Annotated in this window: 19 protein-coding genes; 14 read left to right on the top strand and 5 right to left on the bottom strand. The window is 71.0% G+C overall.

The genetic code is table 11. The features are described from left to right. Nucleotides 1–51: 51 nt before the first annotated feature. Both RF645_RS12345 and tmk read right to left on the bottom strand, forming a co-directional pair. Nucleotides 52–1,191: a DNA polymerase III subunit delta' gene (locus tag RF645_RS12345; RefSeq protein WP_053446900.1), complete on the bottom strand. Its 1,140-nt coding sequence runs from the start codon at nucleotides 1,189–1,191 to the stop codon at nucleotides 52–54. After that, nucleotides 1,188–1,940 carry a dTMP kinase gene (gene tmk / locus RF645_RS12350; protein WP_368819196.1) on the bottom strand — a complete coding sequence of 251 codons (753 nt, stop codon included), beginning with the start codon at nucleotides 1,938–1,940 and terminating at the stop codon, nucleotides 1,188–1,190. The genes RF645_RS12345 and tmk overlap by 4 nt, the downstream gene beginning before the upstream one ends. Here tmk and RF645_RS12355 point away from each other — a divergent pair. From RF645_RS12355 to RF645_RS12365, 3 genes are all read left to right on the top strand, one after another. After that, a complete protein-coding gene (locus tag RF645_RS12355) occupies nucleotides 1,939–3,153 on the top strand; it encodes a PLP-dependent aspartate aminotransferase family protein (RefSeq protein ID WP_006214669.1) in 1,215 nt (404 codons plus the stop codon). The two genes, tmk and RF645_RS12355, sit on opposite strands and share 2 nt — an antisense overlap. 10 nt (nucleotides 3,154–3,163) lie before the next feature. Then, nucleotides 3,164–3,514: a DUF2516 family protein gene (locus RF645_RS12360; protein ID WP_006214668.1), complete on the top strand. Its 351-nt coding sequence runs from the start codon at nucleotides 3,164–3,166 to the stop codon at nucleotides 3,512–3,514. A gap of 63 nt (nucleotides 3,515–3,577) precedes the next feature. Continuing rightward, entirely contained in the window at nucleotides 3,578–4,333 is a 756-nt protein-coding gene (locus RF645_RS12365) for a phosphoglyceromutase (RefSeq protein ID WP_006214667.1), read from the top strand. Between the two features lie 126 nt (nucleotides 4,334–4,459). Here the strand turns inward: RF645_RS12365 and phoU are convergent, their stop codons facing one another. Beyond that, nucleotides 4,460–5,110, bottom strand: coding sequence for a phosphate signaling complex protein PhoU (gene phoU, locus RF645_RS12370; RefSeq protein ID WP_006214666.1), 651 nt, complete (start codon nucleotides 5,108–5,110; stop codon nucleotides 4,460–4,462). Nucleotides 5,111–5,337: 227 nt separating this feature from the next. Between phoU and RF645_RS12375 the strand changes: the two genes are divergently transcribed. Continuing rightward, nucleotides 5,338–6,609 (top strand): cell wall metabolism sensor histidine kinase WalK, encoded by a 1,272-nt coding sequence (locus tag RF645_RS12375; RefSeq protein ID WP_006214665.1) that lies wholly within the window; start codon nucleotides 5,338–5,340, stop codon nucleotides 6,607–6,609. Then, on the top strand, nucleotides 6,606–7,286 hold the full coding sequence (locus tag RF645_RS12380; protein ID WP_006214664.1) for a response regulator transcription factor: 681 nt from the start codon (nucleotides 6,606–6,608) through the stop codon (nucleotides 7,284–7,286). The genes RF645_RS12375 and RF645_RS12380 overlap by 4 nt, the downstream gene beginning before the upstream one ends. Before the next feature lie 126 nt (nucleotides 7,287–7,412). Here RF645_RS12380 and RF645_RS12385 read toward each other — a convergent pair whose 3' ends face one another. Then, the gene (locus tag RF645_RS12385; protein WP_006214663.1) at nucleotides 7,413–7,964 is read right to left on the bottom strand and encodes a hypothetical protein; all 552 of its coding nucleotides are present in this window, start codon (nucleotides 7,962–7,964) and stop codon (nucleotides 7,413–7,415) included. Between the two features lie 152 nt (nucleotides 7,965–8,116). Between RF645_RS12385 and RF645_RS12390 the strand changes: the two genes are divergently transcribed. The 6 genes from RF645_RS12390 to glgX all read left to right on the top strand — a co-directional run bounded on the left by RF645_RS12390 (nucleotide 8,117) and on the right by glgX (nucleotide 14,704). After that, complete coding sequence (locus RF645_RS12390) at nucleotides 8,117–8,599, top strand: CarD family transcriptional regulator (protein ID WP_006214662.1); 483 nt, start codon at nucleotides 8,117–8,119, stop codon at nucleotides 8,597–8,599. A gap of 11 nt (nucleotides 8,600–8,610) precedes the next feature. Then, nucleotides 8,611–9,414, top strand: a complete 804-nt coding sequence (gene ispD / locus RF645_RS12395; protein WP_006214661.1) for a 2-C-methyl-D-erythritol 4-phosphate cytidylyltransferase — start codon at nucleotides 8,611–8,613, stop codon at nucleotides 9,412–9,414. A gap of 2 nt (nucleotides 9,415–9,416) precedes the next feature. Beyond that, entirely contained in the window at nucleotides 9,417–9,929 is a 513-nt protein-coding gene (gene ispF, locus RF645_RS12400; RefSeq protein WP_040560842.1) for a 2-C-methyl-D-erythritol 2,4-cyclodiphosphate synthase, read from the top strand. Nucleotides 9,930–9,939: 10 nt separating this feature from the next. Continuing rightward, nucleotides 9,940–11,382, top strand: a complete 1,443-nt coding sequence (cysS, locus tag RF645_RS12405; protein ID WP_006214659.1) for a cysteine--tRNA ligase — start codon at nucleotides 9,940–9,942, stop codon at nucleotides 11,380–11,382. A 108-nt stretch (nucleotides 11,383–11,490) separates the two neighbouring features. Further along, nucleotides 11,491–12,489, top strand: a complete 999-nt coding sequence (gene rlmB, locus RF645_RS12410) for a 23S rRNA (guanosine(2251)-2'-O)-methyltransferase RlmB (RefSeq protein WP_006214658.1) — start codon at nucleotides 11,491–11,493, stop codon at nucleotides 12,487–12,489. Continuing rightward, the gene (gene glgX / locus RF645_RS12415) at nucleotides 12,470–14,704 is read left to right on the top strand and encodes a glycogen debranching protein GlgX (RefSeq protein WP_268742058.1); all 2,235 of its coding nucleotides are present in this window, start codon (nucleotides 12,470–12,472) and stop codon (nucleotides 14,702–14,704) included. Before rlmB ends, glgX begins: the two co-directional genes overlap by 20 nt. Before the next feature lie 52 nt (nucleotides 14,705–14,756). On the opposite strand, the gene glgP is transcribed toward glgX, so the two are convergent. Continuing rightward, on the bottom strand, nucleotides 14,757–17,342 hold the full coding sequence (glgP, locus tag RF645_RS12420; protein ID WP_368819197.1) for an alpha-glucan family phosphorylase: 2,586 nt from the start codon (nucleotides 17,340–17,342) through the stop codon (nucleotides 14,757–14,759). A gap of 161 nt (nucleotides 17,343–17,503) precedes the next feature. Here glgP and RF645_RS12425 point away from each other — a divergent pair, with 161 nt between their 5' ends. The 3 genes from RF645_RS12425 to glgB all read left to right on the top strand — a co-directional run bounded on the left by RF645_RS12425 (nucleotide 17,504) and on the right by glgB (nucleotide 25,473). Beyond that, complete coding sequence (locus tag RF645_RS12425; RefSeq protein ID WP_368819200.1) at nucleotides 17,504–19,630, top strand: alpha-1,4-glucan--maltose-1-phosphate maltosyltransferase; 2,127 nt, start codon at nucleotides 17,504–17,506, stop codon at nucleotides 19,628–19,630. A 105-nt stretch (nucleotides 19,631–19,735) separates the two neighbouring features. Then, nucleotides 19,736–21,502 carry a maltose alpha-D-glucosyltransferase gene (gene treS / locus RF645_RS12430; protein ID WP_051990452.1) on the top strand — a complete coding sequence of 589 codons (1,767 nt, stop codon included), beginning with the start codon at nucleotides 19,736–19,738 and terminating at the stop codon, nucleotides 21,500–21,502. Nucleotides 21,503–21,549: 47 nt separating this feature from the next. Further along, nucleotides 21,550–25,473 (top strand): 1,4-alpha-glucan branching protein GlgB, encoded by a 3,924-nt coding sequence (glgB, locus tag RF645_RS12435; RefSeq protein ID WP_368819198.1) that lies wholly within the window; start codon nucleotides 21,550–21,552, stop codon nucleotides 25,471–25,473. Nucleotides 25,474–25,961: the final 488 nt, after the last annotated feature.

A 25,961-nucleotide genomic window follows, 5' to 3' on the forward strand; every position in this document is an offset into this window, starting at 1 on the left:
GCGGGTTCGTGGTCCGGCCCGGCGCGCACGGGACGCGCCGACGGGCGGGCCTCAGAGCAGGGAGACGGCCATGGCCTCGAAGGCCAGTCCGGCGGCGGCGCTGGTGCGGATCCTGGTGCGGGTGCGGGCGATCGTGTCGATGCGCTCGAGGGACTCCTCGGGCGTGGAGTTCAGCGCGTGATCGCGCAGCGAGTCCGCGATGTGCTGGTTGACCAGCTCCGACCCGGTCTGCAGCTGCAGCGTGAGGGCATCGCGGTAGAACGTGGTCAGATCGATCAGGAAGCGGTCCAGGGTGTCCGTGCGCACGCGCTTGGAGCGGCGCTTCTGGTCCTCCTCCAGGCGCCGCAGGGCGCTGCGCACGCTGGGCGGCATCTTCCCGGACTCCGCGGCGCCCATGGAGGTCAGCAGGTGCGCGCGCTCCTCCTCGTCCCGGGCCTCCGACTCGGCGGTCGCCTCCTCCTCGGCCAGGCGCGTCAGCCGCCCTGCCTCGCGCACGGCATCCGAGACGCCGCCCAGCCGCAGAGGCATCTCGACGACCCGACGACGGCGCTCGCGGGCGTCGTCGTACAGGGCCAGCCGGCGCGCCACGCCCACATGGGACTGGGCCAGGCGGGCGCATTCCAGTGCGCGGGCCGCCGGCACGCCGTCGCGGCGCTCGAGCAGCTCGGCCACGGCCTCCACGGGCGGCACCCGCAGGGTGACGGGGCGGCAGCGCGAGCGGATGGTGACCAGGACGTCGCTGGGGCTCGGCGCGCACAGCAGCCAGATGGTCCCCGGCGGCGGCTCCTCGATGGCCTTGAGCATGACGTTGGAGGTCCGCTCGGCCATGCGGTCGGCGTCCTCGATCACCATGACCCGCCAGCGCCCCACGGACGGGCGGTCCTGAGCCCTGACCACGAGCTCGCGGGCCTCGTCGATGCGGATCTCGCTGTGCTCGGTGCGGAAGTGTGTGAGATCGGCGTGCGAGCCGGCGCGGACGGTGCGGCAGGCGGAGCACTCGCCGCAGCCGCGATCGGCGGGATCCGGCTGCTCGCACAGCAGCGCGGCCGCCAGCGCGAGAGCGGCGTGGGAGCGCCCCGATCCGGGCGGCCCGGTCACGAGCCAGGCGTGCGAGGGCTGCTCATCACGGGCAGCCCGGGCGAGCTGATCCACGACGGCGTCCTGCCCCACCAGGTCGTCCCAGACGCTCACGATCGCTGCCCTCCGGAGGCCCTCTGGGCCAGCAGGTCGAGCACGCGCTCGCGGATCTGCGCCGCCAGCTCCTCCACGGGGGCGTCGGCCTGCAGCACGAGATAGCGCTGCGGCGCCTGCCGGGCCAGCTCCAGGAAGGCCTGGCGGACCTCCTCGTGGAAGGGGGCGGGCTCCTGCTCCATGCGATCCGCGGCGCGCTCGGCCCGGCGAGCCCGCCCCGTCTCCTCGGGGACGTCGAGCAGCACGGTCAGATCCGGCAGCAGGCCGTCGACTGCCCACAGGTTCAGATCCCGCACGGTCTGCGTGCCGAGCTCGCGCGCCGCTCCCTGATAGGCCACCGAGGAGTCGAGGTAGCGATCGGTCAGGACCGTGATGCCCTCGCGCAGCGCAGGAAGAAGGGTGCGCTGGACGTGGGCGCTGCGCGAAGCGGCGAACAGCAGCGCCTCCGTGCGCGGATCCACCGGCGCGTGCTCGGGGTCCAGGACCAGGGAGCGGATCTGCTCGCCCATGGCCGATCCGCCGGGCTCGCGGGTGAGCAGCACCGGCACGCCGCGCTCCCGCAGGGACTCGGCCAGCAGGCGCAGCTGCGTGGACTTGCCGGCGCCGTCGCCGCCCTCGAAGGCGATGAGAGCGGCAGGCGTGCTCGCTGGGCTGGTCTGGAATGTCACACGGACACTGTAGGGGCCGCGGCAGACATCGGCGCCGCCCCCATGAAGCGTGTGGGCGCGGCCGTCATAGGGTGAGGTCATGACTTCTCCGGATTCCGCCGCGCCCCGCCCGATCGACGGGCAGCAGCCCTCGGGGGAGACCCTCCACGGGCGGCTGCGTCCGGCCACGATCGCGGTCGCCGGCGGTCGCCCGGCCCCGGAGCGCGATGCTCCCGTCGGCCCGTCGATCGTGCTGAGCTCGACCTACCGCGGCGCGGGGGAGCCCGTGCCGGGCGAGCGCATGTACGGCCGCGCCAGCAACCCGACCTGGGACGACTTCGAATCCGTGCTGGGTCAGCTCGAGGGCTCGCCGCTGCCGTCGCTGGCCTTCGCCTCCGGGGTGGCCTCGATCTCGGCCGTGCTCTCGCTCGTGCCGCTGGGCGGCCGGGTCGTCGTGCCGGTGCACGTCTACATGGGCACCATGACGCTCGTGCGCGAGGCCGAGCAGGAGGGTCGGATCCGCGTCGATGCCGTGGAGGTGACCGACACCGACGCCGTGCTGGCCGCCGCCGAGGGCGCAGATCTGGTGCTGCTGGAGTCGCCCACCAATCCCATGCTCGAGGTCGCCGACCTCCCGGAGATCCTGGCGGGCACCCGTCGCCTGGGTGTGCTCAGCTGCGTGGACAGCACCTTCACCACGCCCCTGCTGCAGCGTCCGCTGGCCTGGGGCGCCGACCTCGTCGTGCACTCGGCCACCAAGTACCTGGCGGGGCACTCGGACGTCGTCCTGGGAGCGGCCACCGCCGTGGATCCGGAGCTCCGCCAGCGCCTGCACGCCCATCGCTCCCGCCACGGCGCCATTCCCGGCCCGTTCGAGACCTGGTTGGCCCTGCGGGGGATCCGCACGCTGTCCCTGCGCGTCGAGCGCGCGGGTGCCAGCGCCGCCGAGATCGCCCGTCGCCTGCTCGAGCAGCCCGGCGTGCGCGCCGTGCGCTACCCGGGCCTGACGGAGGACCCCGGCCACGAGCGGGCCGCTCAGCAGCTGCAGGGCGGCTTCGGGGCGATCGTGGGACTGGAGGTCGACGGCGACGCCGCAGCGGCCGATCGTGTCGTCGAGGCCCTGCGCCTGTGGGTGCCGGCGACCTCGCTGGGCGGCGTCGAGTCGCTCGTCGAGCGCCGTCGCCGCCACCCCGAGGAGCCGCGCACGGTCCCGGAGTCGCTGGTGCGCCTGTCCGTGGGCATCGAGGACGTCGAGGACCTCTGGGAGGACCTCGAGCGGGCGCTGGCCGCAGTGGGCGAGCCCGCCGCCCGGTAGGATCGTGGCCATGTCCCTCACCTCCCTCATCCTCCTGGCCGTCGGGGTGGTCGACGTCGCTGTCATGGTGCTGGTGACCGTCCTGGCAGCCATGGCGTTCCTCCACTGCCTGTCCGCCAAGCCCATCCAGTTCCAGCGCGCGTTCAAGCGCACCCGGACCTTCTGGATGCTGGTGACGGGCGCCTGCCTGCTCTTCAGCCTGCTGATGACCGTTCCCGCGGTGATCGCGCTGCTCACCGGCGGCATCCCGCAGATGGGGCAGCTGATCTTCGTGCTGGTCGCGGCAACCGCCTCCGGCGTGTACCTGGCGGATGTCAAGCCCGCTGTCAACGTCGAGTCCTCGGGGCCTTCGGCCTGGTGACGCCGCCGGTCGCGGGTCAGCTCGGCACTCGCCCGTCGGTCCCTCAGGTGCGATACTCGGGGCATGGCTACTGAAGCGAAGTACAACCTGATCCTGCTCCGTCACGGGCAGTCCGACTGGAACGAGAAGAACCTCTTCACGGGCTGGGTGGATGTGCCTCTCACCGAGAAGGGCCGCGGCGAGGCGACTCGGGGCGGCGAGCTGCTCAAGGAGCGCGGTCTGCTCCCGGACATCGTGCACACCTCCCTGCTGCGCCGCGCGATCATGACGGCCAACCTGGCCCTGGATGCCGCGGATCGCCACTGGATCCCCGTCAAGCGCTCCTGGCGCCTCAACGAGCGCCACTACGGCGCCCTGCAGGGCAAGGACAAGGCGGAGATCCGCGAGAAGTACGGCGAGGAGCAGTTCATGACCTGGCGCCGCTCCTACGACGTCCCGCCGCCCCCCATCGAGGACGGCGACGAGTACTCGCAGGCCGGCGATCCCCGCTATGAGGACGTCCAGAACCTCCCGCGCACCGAGTGCCTCAAGGACGTTCTCGAGCGCTTCCTCCCGTACTGGGAGGACCAGGTCAAGTCGGACCTCAAGGCAGGGCGCACGGTCCTGCTGGCCGCGCACGGCAACTCGCTGCGCGCGCTCGTCAAGCACCTGGACGGCATCTCGGACGATGAGATCACCGGCCTGAACATCCCCACCGGCATCCCGTTGGTCTACGAGCTCGACGCCAACTTCAAGCCGATCACCCCCGGCGGCGAGTACCTGGACCCGGAGGCTGCGGCCGAGTCCATCAAGGCGGTCGCGAACCAGGGCAAGAAGTGAGCTGTGGCCTGCGCCCCGACCACCGGGGCGCAGGCCGGCAGCAGCGCTTCAGCGCACGGGGCCCGGATGCCATCAGGCATCCGGGCCCCGTCGTCGCTGGGTGCGGTGCTGCTCGCACCGTCCGGCTCAGGCCGGGGGCGCCCACTGCCCGGTCACCAGGTACGAGACCTTGCGGGCCACGGCGATCCCGTGATCGCTCATGCGCTCGAGATAGCGGGCCGAGAGCGTGACATCCACGGTCGTGTGCACCGGGGCGTCCCAGTCCGGTCGGCCCATGGCATCGAGGATCCCGCGGTGCATGGCGCTGACCTGCGCCTTCTGCTCGGCGATCCGCTCGTAGAAGGAGATGTCGCGCGTCTCGAGCATCTCGATGACCCCGTCCAGGATGGCCAGGTCGAGCTCGAAGAGCCGCGCGTAGTCGTCGGCCAGACGCTCGGGGATCACGGCCTCCGGGAAGCGGCGGCGGGCATCCTGAGCCAGGTGCCGAGCCAGGTCGCCCATGCGCTCGAGCGAGGTGCTCATCCGCAGCGCGGCCACGAGGGTGCGCAGGTCGGAGGCCACGGGGGACTGGCGGGCCAGGATGTCGATCGAGCGCTCATCGAGCTCGTCCTGCAGCAGGTCGATCCGGGCGTCGTTGGAGATGACGCCCTGGGCGGTCTCGAGCTCGGTCTCCAGGAAGGCTGAGCGGGCCTCGGACAGCGCCTGACGCACGAGCCTGGCGATCGCCACGAGCTCATCGCCCACCTGCTTGAGCTCCGCCTGGAACACCGTGCGCATCCTGCGCCTCCCCTCGGGCGGCCCCTGCGCCCGGATAGCCGGATAGGACGCCCGCCTCACTGCAATGATCGAAGAGTCGAGGCTACGCGCGCCGGCTGCAGCGCTGCCGGGCCTGCGGTGAACGGCGGGAGAACGTCCGGTGATCTCCTTGTGGCGCCCAGGCGTCGGCCCGTCCGACAGCGTCGAGGCGCACGCGTCGGCGCCCGGGGTGGCCCTACTCTGGGAGGGTGCAACCCCTGCTTCTCGCGCTCCTGTCGGGGCTGATCGGACTGCTGCTCGGACTCAGCGGTCTCTTCGCCCTGCGCGGGACCTCCCGGCGCAGGATCGAGGCGGCGGAGATCGGCGAGCCCCAGCTGCCGCACGGCGCCGCGGACGTCCTGTCGGTCATGGGCCCCGCCTACGTGGTCGTGGACGGGGTCGACGGAGTCGTGCGCGCCTCACCGGCCGCCTACGCCTTCGGCCTGGTGCGCGGGCATTCGATCGTGCGCGACGAGCTGCTGGGCATGATCCGGGCGGCCCGGGCCTCCGGCGTGACGGAGGAGCGCCGCGTCGAGATCGGCCGCGGGGCGGAGAACACCGGCGTGATCGTGCTCGACGTGCGCGTGGCCGTGCTGGGCGATGAGTTCGTGCTGCTGCTGGCCGAGGACCAGACCGAGATCGTTCGGGCCCAGTCGGTGCGCAGCGACTTCGTGGCCAACGTGTCCCATGAGCTGAAGACCCCGGTGGGCGCCATCCGGCTGCTCGCCGAGGCCATCGAGGACGCCGCCGAGGACGAGGACGCCGTGCGTCACTTCACGTCCCGGCTGCATCGCGAGTCGGAGCGGCTGACCCTGCTGGTGCAGGACATCATCGAGCTCTCGCGCCTGCAGGGCCAGAACGTCGTGACCTCCGGCGGGCCCGTGGAGCTCGGGCGCGTGGTGGCCGAGGCCGTGGACCGCAACCGCATGACGGCGGAGTCCCGGGACATCAGCCTGGTGATCGGCGGCTCCGTCGATGCTCCGGCCTTCGGCGACGCCGACATGCTGACCACCGCAGTGCGCAACCTGATCGACAATGCCATCCGCTACTCGCCTCCGGGCACGCGGGTGGGCGTGGGGCTGCGCCAGCGAGACGGCATGGCCCTGATCGCGGTGACGGACCAGGGCCCGGGCATCCAGCAGAGCGAGCAGGATCGGATCTTCGAGCGGTTCTACCGCGTGGACTCGGCGCGCTCCCGTCAGACCGGAGGCACCGGTCTGGGGCTGAGCATCGTCAAGCACGTGATGCAGCAGCACGGAGGCAGGGTGGACATCTGGTCCGAGGAGGGCCAGGGCTCAACCTTCACGCTCTGCATCCCGCTGATGAGCGAGCAGGGCGGCGGGAAGCAGGGCCAGGAGGACCAGGCCGACGGCGCCGAGGGCGCTGCGGCGAACGATGCAGAGCAGGCCGCTTCCGGCCGCCGGGGCCGTCGCCCCGTGCGCGCCGGGACGGCCCGACGAGAAGGAGGAGAGTCCGCATGACCCGGATCTTGATCGTGGAGGACGAGGAGTCGCTGTCCGAGCCCCTGGCCTACCTCCTGGGCAAGGAGGGATTCGACCCTGAGGTCGTGGCCGACGGCCAGGCCTCGCTGGAGGAGTTCGATCGCGCCGGCGCGGACCTCGTCCTGCTCGATCTCATGCTGCCGGGCCTGTCCGGCACGGAGGTCTGCAAGGCGCTGCGCCAGCGCTCGAACGTCCCGATCATCATGCTCACGGCCAAGGACGCCGAGATCGACAAGGTCCTCGGCCTCGAGCTGGGCGCCGACGACTACGTGACCAAGCCGTACTCGTCGCGCGAGCTCGTGGCGCGCATCCGCGCCGTGCTGCGCCGCCGCTCCGAGCCCGAGGAGCTGGTCTCGGCGACCGTGCAGGCCGGACCCGTGCGCATGGACATCGAGCGCCACGTCGTCACGGTCGAGGGCGAGACGGTGAACATGCCGCTCAAGGAGTTCGAGCTTCTGGAGATGCTGCTGCGCAATGCTGGCCGCGTGCTGACCCGAGGACAGCTCATCGACCGCGTGTGGGGCTCCGACTACGTGGGCGACACCAAGACCCTCGACGTGCACGTCAAGCGGCTGCGCTCCAAGATCGAGCCCGACCCCTCGGATCCGCGCCACCTGGTGACGGTGCGAGGGCTCGGCTACAAGTTCGAGGTCTGAGGCCCCCGCCGCGGCTCCACCGCGGCGGGCAGAGCGACGGCGGGGCGGCGACCTGGTGGTCGCCGCCCCGCCGTCGTGTGCGATGCCTGCGCTGCACCGGACCGGTCAGGGCCCGGTGCAGGGGCCTCAGTGGTGGCCGCCCTCCTCCTCGTCCTCGGGAGCCGGGGTGTTGGAGGGGTTGGCCGGGGTCGACGGCGCACCGCCGGGGATGTACTCGGCGTAGCGCGGGAAGGTGTGATCGAGCACGGGCAGCTCGTGCTCCAGGGTCTCGCCGTCGACGGTGATGGTCACGGGCACCATCAGGCCGGGCTCGGCGCCGGCGGGGACCACGAGCTGCTCGTTCTCGTCGTCCTCGAAGCGGATCTTATCCTCCGGGGCGACGTCCACGGTGATCGGATCGGCGCCCTCGACGGCGATCTCGACCGACATCTCCTCGTCCGACTCGTTGACCAGGGTGCCCAGCAGGCGGCCGTCCGAGTCGGCGGAATCGGCGACGATGAGGAGGTTGTTGATGCTCAGGTCGCCGAGCTGCTCCACGATGCCGTCAGCGGGGGAGTACTGCGATGCCGTCTCCTGGTCGTTGGTCAGCGCAGCGCACCCGGACGTGGTCAGTGCGGCGGCAGCGAAGGCGGCACCCAGGCCGATGGTGCGAAGCCTCTTGCGGGCGGCATTGGTCACGGCGCGAACTCCTCAGACAGGTCGGTGATGCTCCGGCCATGGTATCCGGTTGGGCACGGATCGTCCGCATCCGCTCCAAGGGTTCTCGAAGGAGGCGATCAGGCTGCTGTGCGCCTCGTGCTAGAATCGACCGGCGGAAAGGGGCACCATACATGGTTTTCGAGGTTGGCGAGACGGTCGTCTATCCCCACCATGGCGCGGCACTGATCGAGGAGATCAAGACCCGCACCATCAAGGGCGAGGAGAAGATGTACCTGAAGCTCAAGGTCACCCAGGGTGATCTCGTGATCGAGGTCCCGGCGGAGAACGTCGACCTGGTCGGCGTGCGAGACGTCGTGGATGAGGAGGGCCTCAAGAAGGTCTTCGCCGTCCTGCAGGCCGATGACGTGGAGGAGGCCAGCAACTGGTCCCGCCGCTACAAGGCCAACGTGGAGAAGCTGGCATCGGGCGACGTCCTGAAGGTCGCCGAGGTCGTGCGCGATCTCTGGCGCCGGGACAAGGACCGCGGCCTGTCCGCCGGTGAGAAGCGCATGCTGACCAAGGCCCGCCACATCCTCACCTCCGAGCTGGCCCTGGCCAAGGACATCGACGAGGAAGAGGCCGAGAAGCGCCTCGACGACATCCTGGCCGGCTGAAGGCTCAGCCCGTGGAGTCCTCGGGCCGCACGGCCCCCACGACGGCGCACCCCTCCTCCGGGACGGGGTGCGCCGTCGTCGTCGTCGCAGCGGGCTCGGGACAGCGCCTGGGCCGCGGCATCCCCAAGGCCCTGGTGGAGCTCGCCGGGCGGGCCATCCTCGAGCACAGCCTGCGAGCGGTGCTCGACTCCGGAGTATGCGCCGAGGGCGGGCGGATCGTCGTGACCGTGCCCGCCGGGGACGAGCAGCTCAGCGCCGTGTGCCGCGAGCTGGGCGCGCAGCCCGTCACGGGGGCGCAGACCCGCGCCGCCAGTGTGCGCGCCGCCCTCGATCTCCTGGCCCAGGGCCCCGCCCCGGCCAGTGTGCTCGTCCATGACGCCGCGCGCTGCCTGACCCCCGCCCAGGTCTTCCGGGACGTGGCCGCTGCGCTGCGCGAGCATCGCGCCGTCATCCCCGTGCTGCCGGTCGTGGACACCATGCGCCGGATCGACGCCCAGGACAGGCTCTCGGGCACCGTGGACCGCACTCGGCTGCGCGCCATCCAGACGCCCCAGGGCTTCGACTGGAGGCTGCTGCGCCGCGTCAACGAGCAGGCCGTCGCCGAGGGCGCGGATGAGCTCTCCCTGACCGATGACGCCTCGCTGGTCGAGCGCTGGTCCCAGGAGCGGGTCATCGCCGTGCAGGGCCACGAGGAGTCGTTCAAGATCACCCGACCGCTCGACCTGCTGCTGGCCGAGGCCGTGCTCGCCGAGCGCCGGCAGCGCCTCGAGGCCCGGCCGGAGGCAGAGCACGCAGAGCAGGAGCAGCGCCCGTGACCATGATCCCGCGCACCGGCATCTCGGTGGACGTCCACGCCTTCGCCTCCGATCAGGAGTGCGCCGAGCACCCGGACGGACTGGTGCCGCTGCACCTGGCCGGCCTGCTGTGGGAGGGCGAGCGGGGCCTGTCCGGGCACTCGGACGGCGACGTCGTGGCCCACGCCGCGGCCGACGCCCTCTTCAGCGCCGCCGGGTGCGGCGACCTCGGCTCCAACTTCGGCACCGACCGCCCGGAGATGGCCGGAGCCTCGGGCGTGCGGATCCTGTCGGAGGCCGCGGCGATCGTGCGCGCTGCCGGCTTCGAGCCGGGCAATGTGGCCGTGCAGCTGATCGGGCAGCGGCCGCGCTTCTCGCCGCGACGACAGGAGGCTGAGGAGGCGCTCAGCCGCGCCGCAGGCTGCCCCGTCTCGGTCGCGGCGACCACGTCGGACCGGCTGGGCTTCACCGGACGTGACGAGGGGCTCGCTGCCATGGCCACGGCTCTCGTCGTGCCGTCTGCCGGGCCTCGGTAGACTTCCGGGCGTGACACTGCGCTTCTACGACACCGCCTCAGCCTCCGTCCGCGACTTCGAACCTGTCGTGCCGGGGAAGGCGAGCCTGTACTACTGCGGCGCCACGGTGCAGAGCGGGCCGCACATCGGGCACGTGCGCTCCGGGCTGGTCTTCGACATCCTCGTCCGCTGGCTGCGCTTCCGCGGCCTGAAGGTCACGGCCGTGCGCAACGTGACGGACATCGACGACAAGATCCTGGAGAAGGCCCGCGCCTCCGAGCAGCCGGGCTTCGACGGAGACCATCCGAACGAGCCCTGGTGGGCCCTGGCCTATCGCTTCGAGGGCGTCTTCCACCAGGCCTACGACGCCCTGGGCATCGAGCGCCCCACGTACGAGCCGCGCGCCACCGGGCACATCCCGCAGATGCACGAGCTGATCGCCGAGCTGATCGAGCGCGGCCACGCCTACCCGGCCCAGGACGGCTCCGGGGACGTCTACTTCGACGTCCGCTCCTGGCCCCGCTACGGGGAGCTGACCCATCAGCGCCTGGACGAGATGCAGGACGCCGCAGACGCGGACCCGCGCGGCAAGCGCGATCCCCGGGACTTCGCGCTGTGGAAGGGCCACAAGGACCAGGACCCGCTCACGGCGTCCTGGGACTCGCCGTGGGGCCGCGGCCGCCCCGGCTGGCACCTGGAGTGCTCGGCCATGGCCGGGCGCTACCTGGGCGATCGCTTCGACTTCCACGGCGGCGGTCTGGACCTGCGCTTCCCGCACCACGAGAACGAGCTGGCCCAGTCGGCGGCGGCAGGGCGGGGCTTCGCGAACTTCTGGCTGCACAACGGGCTGGTGGCCTACCAGGGCGAGAAGATGTCCAAGTCCCTGGGCAACACCGTGGATCCGCAGCAGATGCTCGCCGAGAACCGTCCCCTGGTGGTGCGCTACATGCTCGGGCAGGCCCACTACCGCTCGGTGCTGGACTACCGCCCCACCTCGCTCGAGGAGGCGGCCGCAGCCGTGGAGCGCATCGAGGCCTTCCTGGTCGCGGCCTCGGCGGCGGGCGCGGACCTGGACTGGGAGCCTGCGGACATCCCCGCGGACTTCGTCGCCGTGATGGACGACGACCTCAACGTCCCCCGAGCGCTGGGCGTGCTGCACGACCGCGTGCGGGCCGGCAACACCGCTCTGCACGCGGGTGCCGAGCAGGCCTCGGAGCTTGCCGCGGCCGCTCGCGCCGTGTCCGGGATGACCGAGATCCTGGGTCTGCGCGCACTGATGGCCCTGGGCGAGGCGGGGGCCGGAGCCCAGGAGCACGAGGCCCTCGATCAGCTGGTGCAGGACCTGCTCGAGCGCCGCGCGGCGGCTCGCGCCGAGAAGGACTGGGCCGAGGCCGACCGGCTGCGCGACACCCTGGCGGAGGCCGGGATCGTCGTGGCCGACGGAGCCGGCGGCTCCACCTGGACGCTGGGCTGAGGCTTCCCGGCCGAAGACCGAAGCGGGCGCGCGGCCCATGGGCCCGCAGCGCCTGCGCACTGGACCACGACCGGCACGACCGGTCACGAGATGAATGGGCGGCACAGCATGTCAGCACCCCGACGGAGCAGCGGAAGCTCCAAGAAGAAGGGGCCTACCGCGGGCACCGGCGGCCACGGCCGCAAGAAGCTCGAGGGCAAGGGCCCCACCCCGCGCGCGGAGGATCGCCCGTACCACAAGGCCTACAAGCAGAAGAAGGCCGCGGAGCACCGCGCGGCCACCGGCGCCGGCGAGCGCGGGCAGCGCCGCGGTCCCAACCGCCGCGGACCGGGCAAGACCGAGGACCTCGTGACGGGGCGCAACTCCGTGCTGGAGTCCCTGCGCGCAGAGATCCCCGCCAAGGCGGCCTACATCATGGTGCGGATCGAGGCGGATGACCGCATCCGCGAGATCCTCACGCTGTGCAGCCGTCGCGGTATCCCGGTGCTGGAGGCCACCCGCCCCGAGCTCGACCGCCTGACCGAGGACGCCGTGCACCAGGGCATCGCCCTGCAGGTGCCGCCCTACGAGTACCGCGCCGCCGACGACCTGCTGGATGAGGCCATGCGGCGCTGGAAGCGCGATCGCGAGGCGGAGCGCGCTCCGCTGTTCGTCGCCCTGGACGGCATCACCGATCCCCGCAACCTGGGTGCGATCATGCGCAGCGTCTCGGCCTTCGGCGGCGACGGCGTCCTGCTGCCCGAGCGCCGCTCGACCGGGCTGAACGCCACCGCCTGGAAGACCAGCGCCGGCGCCGCAGCCCGTGTCCCCGCGGCCCAGGCCACCAACCTCAACCGCACGGTCGAGTACGCCAAGTCCCGCGGGTACTTCGTCGTCGGGCTCGACGGCGGCGGCTCGGTCGATCTGCCGGGGCTGTCCCTGGCCACGGAGCCCCTGGTCATCGTCGTGGGCTCGGAGGGCAAGGGCCTCTCCCGGCTGATGACGGAGCACTGCGACCAGATCGTCTCCATCCCGATCCAGTCGGAGATGGAGTCGCTGAACGCGTCCATGGCCGTCGGCATCGCCCTCTACGAGACCTCGTGCCGTCGTGCCTCACACTCTGCATAGGCGCCCGACCGCGCCGGGGCCGGCGCGCTCACGGCCCCGTCCGCTCGGGATCTCCCAGGCACTGGGCGGAGAGAACGCCACGAACGTGGCCGTCTGGGCGCCCGGGGTCGATCGCCTCGATCTGGTCTGGCAGGTGCCCGGTGGCCGCTGGCGCCGCCACACGCTGCGTCGGATCGAGGGCGGGATCCACTTCGACCTGGTGCCGGGAGCCGTCGGCGGCGGCTCCGCCATGCCCTGGGGGACCCTCTACGGCTTCGTGGCGGCGGATTCGTCGCTGCTCGACGACGGCTCCACCCCGCTGGACGAGCAGATCCTGCTGGACCCCCACGGTCGGGGGCTGCGGCAGGTCCATCGCGCACCCGGACAGCGCGGGGTCACCCAGCCGGACACCTACGGCAGCCGCTACGTCTCCGAGATCATCGACGACGCCTTCGACTGGGCCGGGGACCTCGCCCCGGACATCCCCTGGCGCGACACCGTGATCTACGAGGCCCACGTCAAGGGCCTGACGATCCACCACCCGGGCATTCCGGAGGAGCTGCGCGGAACGTACGCAGGCCTCGCCCACCCCGTGATGATCGAGCACCTGAGCTCGCTGGGCATCTCCGCCGTCGAGCTGCTGCCGGTGCACGCCCATCTGGACGAGCCTCATCTCACGGCCAGCGGGCTGAGCAACCACTGGGGCTACAACACGCTGTCCTTCTTCGCCCCGCACGGGGCCTATGCCTCCCGCGCCTCGCAGGAGCGCGGACCGCAGGGGGTCATCGACGAGTTCAAGCAGATGGTCAAGGACCTGCACGCAGCGGGCATCGAGGTCATCCTGGACGTCGTCTACAACCACACCGCAGAGGCGGGCATGGGCGAGCAGCCCTACTGCTGGCGCGGGCTGGGGGACCGGCAGTGGTACCGCCACGACGACAGCGGCAACTACCTCGACGTCACGGGCTGCGGCAACACGCTGGACTTCTCCCGGCCCGAGGTCGTGCGCATGGCGCTGGACTCCCTGCGCTACTGGGTCGAGGTCTGCCACGTCGACGGCTTCCGCTTCGATCTGGCACCTGCGCTGGGCCGGGACTCCTCGCACAGCTTCACCTCCCGCCACCCGTTCCTGGTCGCCGCCGTGGCGGATCCCGCGATCGGCGGCTCCAAGCTGATCTCGGAACCCTGGGACGTGGGCATGGGCGGCTGGCAGACGGGGCACTTCCCTCCCGGCTGGGCCGACTGGAACGACATCTACCGCGACACCGTGCGCGACTTCTGGCTCACCGAGCAGCGCGCCATGTCCGCCGGAGCCCCCGGGGGCGGGCTCTCGCGCATGGCAGACGTGCTCGTGGGCTCGCCGGGGCGCTTCGCGGCCTCCGGACGCACGCCGCTGTCGTCGGTGAACTTCGTGACGGCCCACGACGGCTTCACGCTGCACGACCTGACGACGTACGACCACAAGCACAACGAGGCCAATCGCGAGGACAATCGTGACGGCACGAACGACAACCACTCGTGGAACCACGGCGAAGAGGGGCCCAGCCGCTCAGGCACCGTGCGCAGCGCCCGGACGCGCACGGCGCGCAACCTGATGGCCACGCTGGTGCTCTCGCAGGGGGTGCCCATGATCACCGCCGGTGACGAGATGCTGCGCAGCCAGGGCGGCAACAACAACGCGTACTGCCAGGACGGGCCGATCGGCTACGTGAGCTGGCGGCACACTCCCGCAGAGCGGGCCATGCTGGCGGCCACCAAGGAGGCGCTGCAGGTCCGGCGCCGGTTCATGTCCCTGCAGGCCGAGGACTACATGATGCGCCCGGAGGACATCCGGGTCCTGTGGTTCACCCCTGAGGGCAGGCTCATGCGGGCCGAGGACTGGGAGGCGGAGGGAGCCCGCGCCGTGCAGATGCTGGTGCGCGCCCGCCATGGGGGCGTGGCCGGGCTCGTGGTGCTCAACGGGACCTTGCGCGACATCGAGTTCCGGATCCCGCACCTGTCCGAGTCCCTCTTCACCGAGGACGACCCCCACGCGGTCGCGGCGCATCTGGAGACGCCGAACCCCGAGGCGGAGGGCCCCGATGCGCCGCACGGAGCGGCGGAGGCTGCTGAGCGCGCCGTCGAGTTCGTCTTCTCGACCGATGCCGAGCTGCGCAGCTCCTACGGGCGCATCCTGCGCGGGGGAGACGCGCTCGCGCTGCCGGCCATGACGGTGGGCGCGCTGTCGCTCGACTGAAGACCTCGGCACCGGAGCCGAGGACGCCTCGTGCTCAGCCGCTCTCAGCGTCTCAGGCGCTGACCACCAGGCCCAGCTCGGCGCTGGTGGTCAGCCCGTCCCCGTCGGGAAGCACGCGCACCGTGTAGCCGAACGGACCCGATCGGTCGATCGTGAAGGATCCGGTGAAGGCCCAGTCCCCGGAATCGGTGCGCTGGACCTCACTCAGATCCTGGTGCTTGCGCTCGTGGATGTGATCGCTGCCCGAGACCCGGCCGAAGCCGACCTCGACGCGGACGTCCTCGGGGCTCAGCTCGCCGAGCCGGACGTAGGCGGTGACCTCGATGGCATCGCCGATCTGCGGCTCGGAGTGCAGCCCCCCGGTGCGCACATGCTCGATCCGCACGCCCGCCCAGCCCTGGCGGACCCGGGCGACCCAGGCCGCCGTGGAGCGGGCCTGGGCGTGATCGGCCGCGGAGGCGGCGCGGCCGGCCCGGGCGGCCGGCAGGTAGAGCTGCTCGACGTAGTCCGCGACCATGCGAGCGGCCGAGACGCTGGGCCCCAGGGTGGTGAGCGTGTGGCGCACCATGGCCAGCCACTGATGGGGGACGCGGTCCGCCCCGGCGTCGTGGATCTCGTTGTAGAACCGGGGCGCCACGTGGTTCTCGATCAGCTCGTAGAGCGCTGCGGCCTCGATGCTGTCCCGCTCATCATCGGAGGCCCGGTTGTCGGCGGTCGGGATCGCCCAGCCGTTCTGGCCGTCGTAGAGCTCGTCCCACCAGCCGTCGAGCACCGAGAGATTGAGCCCGCCGTTGATCGCGGCCTTCATCCCGGAGGTGCCGCAGGCCTCGAGCGGTCGCAGGGGGTTGTTGAGCCAGACGTCGCAGCCCGGGAACAGGGTGCGCGCCATCGACATGTCGTAGTTCGGCAGGAACACGATGCGGTGGCGGACCTCGGGGTCGTCGGTGAAGCGCACCAGGTCCTGGATCATGCGCTTGCCCATCTCGTCGGCAGGGTGGGACTTGCCGGCGATCACGAGCTGGACGGGGCGCACGGGGTCCAGCAGCAGGCGCTTGAGGCGCTGCGGATCGCGCAGCATCAGGGTCAGGCGCTTGTAGGTGGGCACCCGTCGGGCGAAGCCGATCGTGAGGACCTCCGGATCGAGCACCGAATCGGTCCAGCTCAGCTCGGCATCAGCGGCGCCGCGCTGCTTCCACGACGCGCGCAGGCGACGACGGACATCGGCCACCAGATCCGCGCGCATCTCGGCGCGCACGCGCCACAGCTGCTCGTCCGAGACCTCAGCCACAGCCCGCCAGCGCGCGCGAAGATCCGGCTGCGACCGGTCCACGGCCAGGGCCTCCATGCGCGGATCGATCCAGGTCGGCACGTGCACGCCGTTGGTCACCGACGAGATGGGGACCTCGTCGGTGTCGAAGCCGTTCCACAGCCCGGAGAACATCTGCCGCGACACCGCGCCGTGCAGCTTGGCCACGCCGTTGGCCCGCTGGGCCAGGCGCAGGCCCATGACGGCCATGTTGAACCGGCTGCCGTCGCCGCCGTCGTGGTCCTCGCGCCCCAGAGCCAGGATCTCCTCGAGAGGGGCGGGCCCGGCCAGCTCGGTGGAGAAGAAGCGCTCGATCATCTCGCGCTCGAAGCGGTCGATGCCGGCCGGGACCGGGGTGTGCGTGGTGAACACAGTCGAGGCGCGCACCGCGGTGAGGGCCTCGAGCCAGGACATGCCCCCGCCGCCGTCGGTGCCGGGGCTCATCAGCTCGGCGATGCGCTCAATTCCGGCGAAGCCCGCGTGGCCCTCGTTGCAGTGGAAGACCTCCGGGTCGGGGGCGCCGGTGAGCCGAGAGAACTCGCGCAGCGCGCGAATGCCGCCCATGCCCAGCAGCAGCTCCTGCTGGAGGCGGTGCTCGCCCCCGCCGCCGTAGAGGCGGTCCGTGACGCCGCGGAAGACGTCGTCGTTCTCGGTGATCTGGGAGTCGAGCAGCAGCAGCGGGACGCGCCCCACGTCGGCACGCCAGATCTGGGCGCCCAGCCGCCCGCCGTCAGGCATGGGCAGCCAGATCCTCGCAGGAGAGCCGTCGGGTTCGCGCAGCAGCGTGAGGGGCAGGCCCTGCGGGTCCAGGACGGGGTAGTCCTCGAGCTGCCACCCGTCGCGCGACAGCGACTGGTTGAAGTAGCCGTTCTGGTACAGCAGGCCCACGCCCACCACGGGCACGCCCATGTCGGAGGCGGTCTTGAGGTGATCGCCGGCCAGGATGCCGAGACCGCCCGAGTACTGCGGCAGCACGGAGGTGATGCCGTACTCGGCGGAGAAGTAGGCGATCGAGCGCGCGCCGTCGCGACCATGCTCGCGCTGGTACCACAGTGGCTCGCTCAGGTAGGTCTCGAGGTCGCGGCCCAGGGCGTCGATGCGCCGGACGAGCTCGTCGTCCTCGGCGATCTGCTGGATCTCCTCGCGGGTCAGCGAGCCCAGGACCTGGACGGGATCCCCGCCGGAGGCCTCCCAGGCCTCCGGGCCGAGATCCCGGAAGAGCTGCTCGGTGGGGCGGTGCCAGGACCAGCGCAGATTGGCGGCCAGTCGGCTCAGCGCACTGATCGACTCGGGGAGGGACGTCCGGACGGTGAACCTTCTGATGGCCTTCACACCTCCGGAGCCTAGCGCCGCAGAGGGCTCCGGACGAGGCCCCCTCGGATTCCACGGCCCTGTCTGCGCAGCGATACGGGTCGTCGCTCGGAAAATCGCTCGTGACCTGCTTCACCATGGACCGCCGGACTGACTACGGTGTGGGGGTGACCTCCAAGAGCATGCCCAAGCCGCCCCGAGACTCCGCCTCCGCTCCCGAGCCCAGCTCGAGCGCGCCGTCCGCCGCGGGGGCCCCTGCTGCCCCGGCTGCCGCCGTCGAGCCCGTCGATCTGTCCGGTCTCGTCTACGGACGCATTCCCATCGAGAACGTGTCCCCGTCCGTGCTGTGCGGGCGCCGTCCCGCCACCGCCCTGCCCGGCGAGGACATCCGCATCGCCGCGACCGTCTACCGCGAGGGGCACGACGCCCTCGGCGTGACCGCCGTGCTGCGTGACCCGCAGGGCCGGGAGCACCAGCGCACTGCCATGAGCCTCAGCGCCCCGGGCACCGATCGCTACGAGGGCTGGGTCCGCCCCGATGCCGAGGGCGAGTGGAGCTTCACCGTCGAGGGCTGGGGCGATCTGTACGAGACCTGGCGCCACGCCGCCGAGATCAAGCTCGGTGTCGGGCAGGACGTCGAGCTGATGATGGACGAGGGCGTGGTCGTCTTCGAGCGCGCCGCCTCGGAGGCCGAGCGCCCCGAGTCGCAGCGACGCCTGCTGGGCGAGATCGCCGAGCAGCTGAAGGATCGTTCGATCCCCGCCAGCCAGCGATTCGCCCGCGCCGCGGACCGCTCGGTCCTGGAGATCGTCGCCGCCTCGCCGATCCGCAGCCTCGTGACCAGCTCCGAGCCCCTGCCGCTGCGCGTCGAGCGCGATGCCGCCGGTCGCGGCGCCTGGTACGAGTTCTTCCCCCGCTCCGAGGGCGCCGTGCGCGATGAGACCACGGGCGGCTTCCGCTCGGGCACCTTCCGCACCGCGGCCGAGCGCCTGCCCGCCGTCGCGGACATGGGCTTCGACGTCCTCTACATGCCGCCGATCCACCCGATCGGGCACGCGCACCGCAAGGGGCCGAACAACACCCTGCACGCGGGTCCGAACGATCCGGGCTCGCCCTGGGCGATCGGCAGCGAGGACGGCGGCCACGACGCCATCCATCCTGATCTGGGCACCTTCGAGGACTTCGACGACTTCGTCGCCCGCGCCCGGGAGCTGGGTCTCGAGGTCGCCCTGGACCTCGCGCTGCAGGCCTCCCCGGATCACCCCTGGGTCCAGCAGCACCCGGAGTGGTTCACCACGCGCGCCGACGGCACGATCGCGTATGCGGAGAACCCGCCCAAGAAGTACCAGGACATCTATCCGATCAACTTCGACAACGACCCCGAGGGGCTGTGCCGGGAGGTCCTGCGGATCGTGCAGCTGTGGATCTCCCACGGCGTGCGGATCTTCCGCGTGGACAATCCGCATACCAAGCCGCTGTGGTTCTGGGAGTGGCTGCTCGATCGGGTCCGGAAGATCGACGACGGCGTCGTCTTCCTGGCCGAGGCCTTCACTCGCCCGGCCATGATGCAGGGCCTGGCCAAGGCCGGCTTCCAGCAGTCGTACTCGTACTTCACCTGGCGCAACGCCAAGTGGGAGCTCGAGGAGTACCTGGAGGAGGTCACCCGGGCGACCGCCGCCCAGTACCGTCCGAACTTCTTCGTGAACACCCCGGACATCCTCACGTCCTATTTCGTGGAGGGCGGGCGCCCGGCGTTCAAGATCCGAGCGGCGATCGCGGCCACGGCCTCGCCCCTGTGGGGCATGTACGCCGGCTACGAGCTCTACGAGAACGTCCAGCGCCCGGGCGCCGAGGAGTCGATCGACTCCGAGAAGTTCGAGTACCGCCCGCGCGACTTCAAGGACGCGGAGGTCCGCGGCGATTCGCTGGCGCCCTACGTGCGCCGCCTCAACCAGCTGCGCCACGAGCACCCGGCCCTCGGGGACCTGCAGAACCTGACCCTGCACCCCACCGACGACGACGCCATCCTGTGCTTCTCCAAGACCAAGACGGTCCAGGGGCCGGACGGGGAGCACGAGGACACGCTGATCGTCGTGGCGAACACCGATCCGCATTCGGTGCGCACCGCGAACATCGAGCTCGACCTGGAGGCCCTGCGCCTGGCCCCGCAGGATCGCGCCGAGGACGGGACCTTCGCAGCCGATGAGCTGCTCACGGGAGAGTCCTGGTCCTGGGGCGATCGCGTGTGGGTCCGCCTGGACCCGTTCTACGAGCCCGTCCACATCGTCAGTGTGCGTCGCCGGCGCTGAGCGCGGACGATCCGCGAGCACTACCCGGGCCGGGCGCCCGCCGCGGCGCCCGGCCCGTTCCGCAGCACGAAACCAGCAGCAGGAGATGCACCGCACGTGAATGCCATCAACCCGGCCAGCTTCGGAGTCAACGCCCCGGGGATCTCGCACGATCCGGACTGGTTCCGCAAGGCAGTGTTCTACGAGGTCCTCGTACGCGCCTTCTCGGATGCCAACGGCGACGGCTCGGGAGACTTCTCGGGTCTGATCGAGAGGCTGGACTACCTCCAGTGGCTCGGCATCGACTGCCTCTGGATCCCGCCGTTCTACGAATCGCCCCTGCGCGACGGCGGCTACGACATCTCGGACTACTACTCGGTGCTCGACGAGTTCGGCACCGTCTCCGACTTCAAGCGCCTGGTCGCCGAGGCCCACGCCCGCGGTCTGCGCGTCATCACGGATCTGCCTCTGAACCACACCTCGGATCAGCACGAGTGGTTCCAGGCCTCCCGCGAGGACCCTGAGGGCCCGTACGGCGACTTCTACGTCTGGTCGGACACGGATGAGCTGTACTCCGAGGCGCGGATCATCTTCGTGGACACCGAGGAGTCGAACTGGACCTTCGACCCGGTGCGCCGGCAGTTCTTCTGGCACCGCTTCTTCTCGCATCAGCCGGATCTGAACTTCGAGAACCCCAAGGTCGTCGAGGCCGTCTACGACGTGGTGCGCTTCTGGCTCGACATGGGCATCGACGGCTTCCGGGCCGATGCCATCCCGTATCTGGTGGAGGAGGAGGGCACCAACTGCGAGAACCTCCCCGGCACCCATGACTTCCTGGTGGGCCTTCGCGAGATGGTCGACCGCGAGTACCCCGGCCGCGTGATCATCGCCGAGGCGAACCAGCCCCCGGAGGAGGTCGTCGAGTACTTCGGCTCGGCGGAGGCCCCGGAGTGCCACATGTGCTTCCACTTCCCGATCATGCCGCGGATCTTCTACGCCCTGCGCGACCAGCGGGCTCAGCCGCTGATCGACACCATGGCGACCACCCCGCGGATCCCCGAGGGCACGCAGTGGGGCACGTTCCTGCGCAACCACGACGAGCTCACGCTCGAGATGGTCACCCCCGAGGAGCGCCAGGCGATGCTCGGCTGGTACGCCCCGGATCCGCGCATGCGCGCCAATGTCGGCATCCGTCGCCGTCTCGCCCCGCTGCTGGACAACTCGCGGGCCGAGATCGAGCTGATCCATGCGCTGCTGCTCGCGCTGCCGGGCAGCCCGTTCCTGTACTACGGCGACGAGATCGGCATGGGCGACAACATCTGGCTCGATGACCGCGACGCCTCCCGAACGCCCATGCAGTGGACCCCGGACCGCAATGCCGGCTTCTCGGAGGCGGATCCGGGCAAGCTGTACCTGCCGGTGATCCAGTCGCTCGTGCACCACTACACGCAGACGAACGTCGAGGCGCAGCTGGCCTCGTCGTCGTCGCTGCTGCACTGGCTGCGCCGCATGCTGCTGGTGCGCCGCGAGCACCCGGCCTTCGGCATGGGCGAGTTCCGGTCCGTGGACTCCGGGCACGAGTCGGTCTTCGCCTTCGTCCGGGAGTTCCATCCCCAGGACGAGCGGCACGAGGAGCAGGCGGAGACGCTGGTGTGCATCTTCAACCTGTCGCACACCCCGGCCGCCAGCACGATCGATCTGCCGGAGTTCGCCGGGCGCGGCCTGCGCGAGGTCTTCGGCGGCGAGCCGTTCGGCAAGGTCGACGACGACGGCACCTACCGGGTGACGCTGGGCTCCCAGGACTTCTTCTGGCTGAGGGTCCGCAGCGCGCCCGACGCCTCGGGAGTTCAGCCGCCCACGCAGTCCATGCCGATCATCACCAGCCTCGGCTGAGCTCGTCCTCGCCCGTTCACCCGCACCACCTGCACAGGAGACCTGACATGTCCGCCGTGAACCCGTCGTCGCACCCGGCGCGCAGCCTCGAGGAGGTGCTGCGCGGCTGGCTGCCCTCGCGGCGCTGGTTCCCCTTCGACGGCGACCCCGAGCAGCTGAGCCTCGAGACGGCCGCGGTGATCCCGCTGTCCGAGTCCCCGGCCGGCGCCTCGCCCGAGGACGAGGGCCTGGCGATCCACCTCCTGCGGGCGGGCACCCCGTCCGGGACGCGCATCGTCCAGGTGCCGCTGGAGACCTCCGCCTCGGCCTTCGACCAGCAGATCGGCTCCTTCGAGACCTCCGCAGGGACGCGCCACGTCCGGGAGGCCGTGGATCAGCCGGAGTTCCTGGACGCCGTGCTGGGCCTGCTGCGCAAGGGCTCGCAGATCGGCGGGCGCCGCGCGGCCATGACGGGGGCGGCCAACGACTCGCTGACCCCGGTCTCGGGCGTGAAGGCCGCCGAGCAGGTGCAGGTGATCGCCGGCGAGCAGTCGAACACCTCGGTGGTGCTGCGCCCCGTCGAGCCCGGCGAGGACGCGCTGATCCTCAAGTTCTTCCGCATCCTCGGCGAGGGGGAGAACCCGGACGTCGAGGTCGGACGCGAGCTGACCGACCTCGGCTGCTCCGTGGTGGCACGGACCTGGGGCTGGGCCGAGATCACCTGGCCGGAGACCGGCGACGACGACGGCCAGCGCCAGGCCGTCGGGCAGTCGGTCGTGGCCGCGGAGTTCGTCGACGGCGCCCAGGATGCCTGGCGCCTGGCCGTCGAGGCCGCCGCCGAAGGCCGCTCCTTCGCCGCGGAGGCCCGCGAGCTCGGCCGTGCCACGGCGCGCATGCACCGCGACCTCGCCTCCGCCTTCGGCACGCAGGAGACCCTCGGGCCCCGGCGCGAGGCGCTGCTGGAGTCGCTGTCCGGGCGTCTGGAATGGGCCCGCGATCAGATGGGCGACCGTCCGGGCGGGCTGGAGCAGGAGCTGGACTCGGTCATCGCCCGCGCCCGCGAGGTCGAGCAGCTGCCCGAGCTGCAGCGCATCCACGGCGACTACCACCTGGGCCAGGTGCTGCGCGGTCCCGACGGCGCCTTCCGCATCCTTGATTTCGAGGGCGAGCCGCTGCGCGAGATCTCGGAGCGCTCGGCCGCAGACCTTCCCCTGCGCGACGTCGTGGGGATGCTGCGCTCGCTGGACTACGCCGCAGCGTTCGGGCAGCGCGAGTCCGGGCGCGACACCGAGCAGTGGGGTCAGGCGGCCGCCGAGGCGCTGCTCGAGGGCTGGACCGCCGTGACCCACACGATCGTGGAGCGCCGTGATCCCCTGTTCCAGGCGCTGTGGCTGGACAAGGCCATGTACGAGGTCGTCTACGAGTCGCGCAATCGCCCCGACTGGGTCGACGTCCCGCTCAGGGCCGTGCTCAGCGCGCTCGGCGGCTCCCAGTCTTCGGCCGCCGTCGACCCCGCAGCCGGTGCCGCGGCCGGTGCGCTCTCTGGCGACCAGGAGACGGCCGACGAGCCCTCGGATGTCCGGGGGACGGGGGGCACCGCGTCGGAGGCTTCTGGTGCACCGGTCGAGACCTCGGCCGTCGTGCCGGGCCCGAGCGCAGCTGCTGCGGGCGTACCCTCGCAGTACCAGGCCGATCAGGCCATCCGGGGCGGCGCGGAGCCGACCCCCGACCAGCAGGAAGGCTCCGCCCCGGAGCCCCCCGCCGCAACACCGCAGGCGGAGACGGACGAGACCAGCGGAAGCGAGCACCACGTGTCCCACACCATCTCCGAGGATGTCCTGGCGGCTGTCGCCGAGGGCCGGTACTACGATCCGCACTGCGTGCTCGGCGCGCATCCGCAGGACGACGGCACCGTCGTGGTCCGCACCCTGCGGCGCTTCGCCCAGAAGGTCGAGGCGATCACCGGAGACGGCTCCGTGCACCTGCTCAGCCACGAGTGGGGCGGCATCTTCACCGGTCGCATCCCCGCGACCTCGGACGGCGGCATCCCCGACTACCGCCTGCGCGTGACCTGGGACGGCGGCCACAGCCTCGAGGTCGACGATCCGTACCGCAGCACTCCGACCGTGGGCGAGATGGACCTGCATCTGATCGGCGAGGGCCGGCACGAGGAGCTCTGGAAGGTCCTGGGCGCCCGTGTGCGCAGCTGGCCCTCGAGCTTCGGCGAGACCCGCGGCACGAGCTTCGCCGTCTGGGCCCCCAATGCCCGAGCCGTGCGCGTCATCGGCGACTTCAACGGCTGGGACGGCACCGAGCACGCCATGCGCTCGCTCGGCGGCAGCGGCGTCTGGGAGCTCTTCGTCCCGGGCGTCGGCCACGGTGCCATCTACAAGTTCCGCATCATGGGCCCGGACGGGCAGTGGAAGGACAAGGCGGACCCCATGGCCCGCTGGAGCGAGGTGCCGCCGCTGACCGGCTCCCGCGTCCTCGACAGCGAATACACGTTCGGCGACGACGAGTGGATGGAGCGCCGCGCGCAGACGGACCCGCACAGCGGTCCCATGAGTGTCTACGAGGTCCACATCGGCTCGTGGCGCCAGGGGCTGAGCTACCGGGACCTGGCCACCGAGCTCGTCGACTACGTCAAGGCCCACGGGTTCACCCACGTGGAGTTCATGCCGGTGGCCGAGCACCCGTTCGGCGGCTCGTGGGGCTACCAGGTCACGGGCTACTACGCCCCCACGTCGCGCTTCGGCGATCCCGATGACTTCAAGCACCTCGTCGACGCCCTCCACCAGGCCGGCATCGGCGTGCTCGTCGACTGGGTCCCCGGGCACTTCCCCAAGGACGACTTCGCCCTGGCCCGCTTCGACGGCGCACCGCTCTACGAGCACCCGGATCCCCGCCGCGGCGAGCACAAGGACTGGGGCACCCTGATCTTCGACTACGGGCGCACCGAGGTCCGCAACTTCCTCGTGGCCAACGCCCTGTACTGGCTCGAGGAGTTCCACGTCGACGGCCTGCGCGTGGACGCCGTGGCTTCGATGCTCTACCTGGACTACTCGCGCGAGCACGGCGAGTGGGAGCCGAACCAGTTCGGAGGGCGGGAGAACCTGGAGGCCATCTCGTTCCTGCAGGAGGCCACCGCCACGGCCTACCGCCGCAGCCCCGGCACGGTGATGATCGCCGAGGAGTCCACGGCATTCCCGGGAGTCACTCGTCCCACCAGCGGCAACGGTCTGGGCTTCGGCATCAAGTGGAACATGGGCTGGATGCATGACTCGCTCGAGTACATGGGCGAGGACCCCGTGAACCGCAGCTACCACCACGGCAAGCTGACGTTCTCCATGGTGTACGCGTACTCCGAGAACTTCATCCTCCCGATCTCGCACGACGAGGTCGTCTACGGCAAGGGCTCCCTGCTGCGCAAGATGCCGGGAGACCGCTGGCAGCAGCTCGCCAACGTCCGGGCCTACCTCGCGTACATGTGGGCGCATCCCGGCAAGCAGCTGATCTTCATGGGCACCGAGTTCGCGCAGGACGCCGAGTGGGACAACGACAAGTCGCTGGACTGGTGGCTCGCGGAGACGGAGCCGCACCAGGGCATCCAGCGCCTGGTCGTGGAGCTGAACGAGATCTACAAGCAGACTCCGGCGCTGTGGGCGCAGGACAACGCGCCGGAGGGCTTCACCTGGCTGGATGCCAACGACAGCCAGGGCTGCACCATGTCGTTCGTGCGATGGGACACCGCCGGCGAGCCGCTGGTCTGCGCGGTCAACTTCGCGGGCATGCCCCACAACGGCTTCCATCTGCCGCTGCCTCGCGGCGGGCAGTGGGAGGAGGTCCTGAACACGGACGACCTCCGCTTCGGCGGCTCGGGCGTGGTGAACGGATCGGTCACGGCCGTGGATGAGCCCCAGTACGCGCAGCCGGCCCACGCGGTGCTGGACCTGCCGCCGCTGGGTGCGGTGTGGCTGCGTCCGTCGGTCTGAGTCGCCGGGTCGTCGGGTGAAGCGGCTCAGGTCCGGGCCGGCCGGTCCGGTGCGCAGTCACCGGGATCCGACCGGAGGCGGACCACTTGCAGGGGCCGCCTGAGCAGAGGAGGGGCCCGTCCTCGCGCACGCAACGCGGGGGCGGGCCCCTTCTCGTTTGCGCGCAGCGGGGGACGTGTGTAGTGTTCTTCTTCGTCGCTCCGGCAGTCCGGACGGCACGGAGCAGCCGGAAGGCCTCCTGTCACGGACTGCATGCAGCGCGTCGCAGGATTTCTGAGAGTTCATCCGCCGGAGACGGCGAGTTGACCTGAGGGAGGGCGACGGGTAATGTAGCGGAGTGCTTCGGACGGGTGCAGAGGCTGCGGATGACGCAGCGGCACGGTCCAGCAAGGAACTGATCTTCGCGGGCCTGGTGAGACGGGCTGGTTGATCGTCTGTTGTTTGAGAACTCGATAGTGTGCCAAATTGTCTGCTGATACCAGTTCAAG

The organism is Kocuria sp. CPCC 205260 (genome assembly GCF_040981045.1).
GTDB classification, from domain to species: Bacteria; Actinomycetota; Actinomycetes; order Actinomycetales; family Micrococcaceae; genus Kocuria; species Kocuria palustris.

Coding starts and splice junctions, on each gene's coding strand:
- RF645_RS12355 (WP_006214669.1), top strand. CDS start 1,939: ATGACTTCTCCGGATTCCGCCGCGCCCCGCCCGATCGACGGGCAGCAG.
- tmk (WP_368819196.1), bottom strand. CDS start 1,940: ATGACCTCACCCTATGACGGCCGCGCCCACACGCTTCATGGGGGCGGC.
- RF645_RS12360 (WP_006214668.1), top strand. CDS start 3,164: ATGTCCCTCACCTCCCTCATCCTCCTGGCCGTCGGGGTGGTCGACGTC.
- RF645_RS12365 (WP_006214667.1), top strand. CDS start 3,578: ATGGCTACTGAAGCGAAGTACAACCTGATCCTGCTCCGTCACGGGCAG.
- phoU (WP_006214666.1), bottom strand. CDS start 5,110: ATGCGCACGGTGTTCCAGGCGGAGCTCAAGCAGGTGGGCGATGAGCTC.
- RF645_RS12380 (WP_006214664.1), top strand. CDS start 6,606: ATGACCCGGATCTTGATCGTGGAGGACGAGGAGTCGCTGTCCGAGCCC.
- RF645_RS12390 (WP_006214662.1), top strand. CDS start 8,117: ATGGTTTTCGAGGTTGGCGAGACGGTCGTCTATCCCCACCATGGCGCG.
- ispF (WP_040560842.1), top strand. CDS start 9,417: ATGATCCCGCGCACCGGCATCTCGGTGGACGTCCACGCCTTCGCCTCC.
- rlmB (WP_006214658.1), top strand. CDS start 11,491: ATGTCAGCACCCCGACGGAGCAGCGGAAGCTCCAAGAAGAAGGGGCCT.
- RF645_RS12425 (WP_368819200.1), top strand. CDS start 17,504: ATGCCCAAGCCGCCCCGAGACTCCGCCTCCGCTCCCGAGCCCAGCTCG.
- glgB (WP_368819198.1), top strand. CDS start 21,550: ATGTCCGCCGTGAACCCGTCGTCGCACCCGGCGCGCAGCCTCGAGGAG.